The organism is Eubacterium ramulus, assembly GCF_003122485.1.
Lineage (GTDB): Bacteria > Bacillota > Clostridia > Lachnospirales > Lachnospiraceae > Eubacterium_I > Eubacterium_I ramulus_A.
This window is the reverse complement of record NZ_JRFU01000186.1, coordinates 1-4,749: the sequence shown is the minus strand read 5'-3', so window position 1 is coordinate 4,749 and position 4,749 is coordinate 1. Positions and strand designations below refer to the sequence as shown.

Here is a 4,749-nt window from a genome sequence, read left to right as displayed (position 1 = left end):
TCCTGCCGGAGGCTATATCAGATGGGGGATTGGCTCCCATCTGATATAAAATATTCTTTTAACAAGAGTATTCATTGGCTATGATATTATTGATATTTTTTATTATTTTATCTCTGCTGCATCGTGGCGCTGATTATAGAAGAACATCCAAACCGCCATTCCAATGATGATCACATATCCCAGCACACTGAACCGATCCGGAATCTGATGGAATAACAAGAATCCAATGATCGCAGAAAATATGATCTGAGAATAATCGTAAACGGAGATTTCTCTCGCCGGTGCATGATAATAAGCTGCTGTAATGGCGAACTGTCCGCCTGCCGCAGCCACTCCGGCTCCCAGAAGAACAATTCCCTGCCACATAGTCATTGTATGATAATTTAACAATAAGTACGGCAGCGTCACTAAGCAGGAAAATCCTGAGAAAAACAGTACCACGGATACGCCTTTCTGTCCCCGCTGTCCAAGGACTCGCACCATCGTGTACGCAATTCCAGCACACAAACCGCCGCAAAGGCCGATCAGTGACGGCATCAGATTCATATTTAAAAATGTCGGTTTAATAATAAACAGACTTCCGATAAAAGCGCCGCAAACCGCAGTCACCTGAATCGGTGTCAGTTTTTCTTTTAAGATCAGGAATGAGAATAAAATAACGAAAAACGGTGACATTTTATTCAACATGGATGCATCGGAAAGCACCAGATGATCCACTGCGTAGAAATTACACAAAATTCCTAACGTTCCAAAGATTGCTCTCAGAAGCATAAACTTCCAGTTTCCTTTTTCCACCTGAAATGTTTCCTTATGACGCACCATCATCGCCAGCGCAATGATAAACGCCACCAGATTTCGGAAGAAACTCTTCTGCACCGCAGGCAGATCCCCCGCCATTCGTACAAACACATTCATAAACGCGAAGCAAAGTGCCGACAATACGATAAACATGATTCCCTTATACTTTACTTTCTGTTTCATAACTTACACCTGCTTTCTACACCTATTACCTATACTAATTCTCATTCTGTGCATTGATTTTTTCTGCAAGTTCTTCCAGATATTCCCAACGCTCCATTTTATGTTCCAGATCTGCTTCGGTCTGTTCCCGCTCCGCTGCCAGCTCTGACAGACGTTTGGAATTGGTAGCATTGGCTGCCATCTCATTGTCCAGCGATTCCAGCTTTTCTTCCAGATCCAAAATATCCTGCTCAATGGTCTCATACTCCATTTTTTCCTTATAGGAAAATTTCAGCTTACGCTCCCTGTTTGCACGGTAGTTGTCATAAGCTGCACGGCCGCCGGTCTCCGCCGCTCCATCAGCAGACACATCTGCATTTGCTTTCAAACCTGTATTAGACGATCCGACGATTCCGTCCTGCACGGACAGATTGCACTGTGCTGCTTCTCCTGCTTTCAGGGCATAATCAGTGTAACCACCCTCGTACTGTTTTAACACGCCACCATCTTCAAAGGCAAAAATACGATTGACAGTACGATCCAGAAAATAACGGTCATGGGACACGATGATCACAATGCCCTGATAGTGATCCAGATAATCTTCCAAAATCGTCAATGTGGAAATATCCAGATCGTTGGTCGGCTCATCCAGGATCAACACGTTTGGTGACTCCATCAATACCCGAAGCAGATTCAGACGTCTGCGCTCACCACCGGAAAGTTTTCCAATCAAGCTGTACTGTGCCTGTGGCGGGAATAAAAACCGCTCCAGCATGGCAGAAGCACTGATCAGACCATCTTCTGTCCGGACAAATTCTGCGGTCTCACGAATGTAATCAATGACGCGCATGTTCGGATCCATATAGGCAATTCCGGCCTCTTTGCTGCTCTCGATCTCCTGTGAATAATATCCGATCTTAATGGTCTGCCCCACTTTAATGGTTCCGCTGTCCGGTTCTTCTCTGCCTGCCAGCATTTTCATTAACGTGGTCTTGCCGCATCCATTGGTTCCCACAAATCCCACACGGTCATTTTTCAAAAATATGTATGAAAAATCACGGATAAAAGTACAGTTTCCGTAAGACTTGCTGATGCCATCAATTTCAATAGTCGTATTTCCCATACGGGTTGTGATGGAACTCATGGATACCTGCCCGTCACTCTGCGGTCCATGCTGGTTTTTCATCTCCTCATAACGCTCCAGACGGGCTTTCTGCTTGGTGGAACGGGCTCTTGCGCCACGTTTTACCCACTCTAATTCTACCCGCAGGATCGACTGGCGTTTCCGTTCAGTTGCCGCTTCCATCTCCTCTCTCTGGGCTTTCAGCTCCAGAAATCCGGAATAATTCGTATCGTAACTGTAGATTTTTCCTTTGTCGATCTCCACGATCCGGTTGGACACGCTGTCTAAAAAATAACGGTCATGAGTTACCATGATCAGGCTGCCGCGCCAGCGTTTCAGATAATCCTCCAGCCAAGTTGCCATGGCGTGATCCAAATGGTTCGTCGGCTCATCCAGCACCAGAATATCGCAAGGCTGCATCAAAATCTCCGCCAGCGCCAGACGTTTTCGCTGACCACCGGAAAGCTCCGATATTTTCTGATCCAATCGGACAATGCCAAGGGTCTGAAGCATGCTTTTCGCTTCTCCTTCCATGTCCCACTGTGTGCTCTCAGACATTTTTTTCTCCACATGCTCCCAGACGGTGCAGATGTCATCAAATTCCGGCGTCTGTGGCAAAAAACGGATCACCACATGGTTTGCTTTCGTACAGCTTCCCTCATCCGGTTCCTCCAGTCCCGCAGCAATTTTTAAAAGTGTGGACTTTCCGGTTCCGTTGATGCCAATGATTCCGACTTTTTCCCCTTCCTGCAGGAAAAAAGACGCTTTGTCAAGCAGTACACGTTCTGTATACGCTTTTGTAATATTTTCCAATGATAATAAATTCATAATCAATATATTCCATTTCTATGTTTCTTGTCAGTTCTATTTTAACTGATTTTCGCCAAAAATACAAACCCCTCAGCGCAATGCTTTTCCTTCTATCGCCTATTTCAAATCGAATGTTACAGTTCACACGCGCCATTCACAAAATCGCACCTGTTTCCTTGCATATTTAAACTTGAAATGATATACTTAAACATTAAAGAAAGCATTGATTTTTGTATGTTTTTTAACAATGCTGCAAAGAGGAGATTTATCATTATGGAGCATAATATTTTTATGGAAAATCAGAAACCGATTTCTTTCGAACAATATCTGCAATACGACGAAAACAGCCGCAGTAACTTAGGAGAAACACTTCCGGTTCTGGTCTACCGTATGTTGGAATATTCCATCAAAGAAGAACTGATCGCTCAGTTTGGCAAAGAAAAACAGATCGACATTTTCCGGGAAGCCGGTCAGCGCAGCGGCAAATACTTTGCGCGTCATATGTTGAATCTTGATCAGCCGCTGAATGCATTTATCAGTGAACTTCAGGCAAAAATGCAGGATTTAAAAATCGGTGTACTGCGAATTGAAAATATAGATGAACAGAGTGGACGAATCATTTTGACCGTTTCCGAAGATGCCGACTGCTCCGGTCTCCCGGTTCTCGGTGAAACCGTTTGTAATTATGAGGAAGGTTTTATCTCCGGCATTCTGTCCGTATATACCGGAAAACCATACTCTGCCATTGAAATAGACTGTTGGGCAACCGGAGATCGTGTATGCCGATTCCGTGCAGATGTGATTGAATCAGAAGGATAAGGATTTTTATGAGTGAAGACAAAAACTGTGACTTACTTTTTGAATATTTACGCAGTATTCTGTATGATTCCCAGATTCAAACGCTGGATGTGGCCAAACTGGAGGAACCATACCAGAAACTTGGGTTAGGACTGCAATTTCTGGAACGTGCGGTACGTGAGATGAAGACTTATTCCGAAGCTCTTTCCCGTGGAAATTTATCAGTAAAAACCCCGCCAAGAGATAATTTTTTATGTGAAAATCTGAAAAATATTCACGCAAACTTAAATCATCTGACCTGGCAGGCAAAACAGGTAGCAAAAGGTGACTACTCTCAAAGCGTTTCTTATCTTGGGGAATTTTCGGAAGCTTTCAACACCATGACACGGCAGCTTCAGGAACGGGAAGAATCCTTTAGAGAAAGACTGCTGACGGAAGCTTATCTGGATCCTCTGACCGGCATTGGAAACCGCTACTTCCTTACGGAACAAATGACAGAATTACTCAAAAACAACAAACCACTGATCTTCTGCTACTGTGATCTGGATCATTTAAAATACATCAACGACCATTTCGGACATGTAGAAGGCGATAGATACATCTGCCATTTTGTAAAGACCGTAAAGAATTTCATACGAAAAGAAGATATTTTCGCCCGTGTCGGCGGAGATGAATTCTGTCTGGTTATGGAAGACTGGACCGCTGCTCAGGCAAAAGAACGCATCACCTATATGCAGACCGCATTTGAACATGTAGAGACCAAGCCATATCCGAAAGGATTCAGCTTTGGTGTCATAGAAATCCCGACAGATCACAAGGATTTGTGCGTCAACGACATTATCGAACAAGCTGACCACATCATGTACCAACAGAAAGCACAGCATAGACACATTTACACCAAGCAGTTATCAGATGAGTAGAAAAAGACTCTGTGTAAATTGAGGAAATCGAGTTATTTTTTCTTAGCGAGCGATTGGTTAGCCAATAAGACAAAATAACTCGATTTCCGTTTATTCAAGTCGAACGCACGTGAGACTTGGTGCGTGATTCTGGTCAGC

Annotated in this window: 4 protein-coding genes; 2 read left to right on the top strand and 2 right to left on the bottom strand. The window is 43.9% G+C overall.

Annotated elements, in window-relative coordinates; genetic code table 11:
• Positions 1–102: 102 nt before the first annotated feature.
• Positions 103–981 (bottom strand): DMT family transporter, encoded by an 879-nt coding sequence (locus LG34_RS14800; RefSeq protein ID WP_109216751.1) that lies wholly within the window; start codon positions 979–981, stop codon positions 103–105.
• A gap of 34 nt (positions 982–1,015) precedes the next feature.
• The gene (locus LG34_RS14795; RefSeq protein WP_109216750.1) at positions 1,016–2,911 is read right to left on the bottom strand and encodes an ABC-F family ATP-binding cassette domain-containing protein; all 1,896 of its coding nucleotides are present in this window, start codon (positions 2,909–2,911) and stop codon (positions 1,016–1,018) included.
• A gap of 255 nt (positions 2,912–3,166) precedes the next feature.
• On the opposite strand from LG34_RS14795, the gene LG34_RS14790 reads away from it, so the two are divergent.
• Positions 3,167–3,712, top strand: coding sequence for a 4-vinyl reductase (locus LG34_RS14790; protein WP_242979918.1), 546 nt, complete (start codon positions 3,167–3,169; stop codon positions 3,710–3,712).
• Between the two features lie 8 nt (positions 3,713–3,720).
• Positions 3,721–4,611 (top strand): sensor domain-containing diguanylate cyclase, encoded by an 891-nt coding sequence (locus tag LG34_RS14785; RefSeq protein ID WP_109216749.1) that lies wholly within the window; start codon positions 3,721–3,723, stop codon positions 4,609–4,611.
• Positions 4,612–4,749 lie beyond the last annotated feature (138 nt).

Bases quoted from the DNA above. Each gene is read 5' to 3' on its own strand.
- LG34_RS14785 (WP_109216749.1), top strand. From the start codon at position 3,721: ATGAGTGAAGACAAAAACTGTGACTTACTTTTTGAATATTTACGCAGT.
- LG34_RS14800 (WP_109216751.1), bottom strand. From the start codon at position 981: ATGAAACAGAAAGTAAAGTATAAGGGAATCATGTTTATCGTATTGTCG.
- LG34_RS14795 (WP_109216750.1), bottom strand. From the start codon at position 2,911: ATGAATTTATTATCATTGGAAAATATTACAAAAGCGTATACAGAACGT.
- LG34_RS14790 (WP_242979918.1), top strand. From the start codon at position 3,167: ATGGAGCATAATATTTTTATGGAAAATCAGAAACCGATTTCTTTCGAA.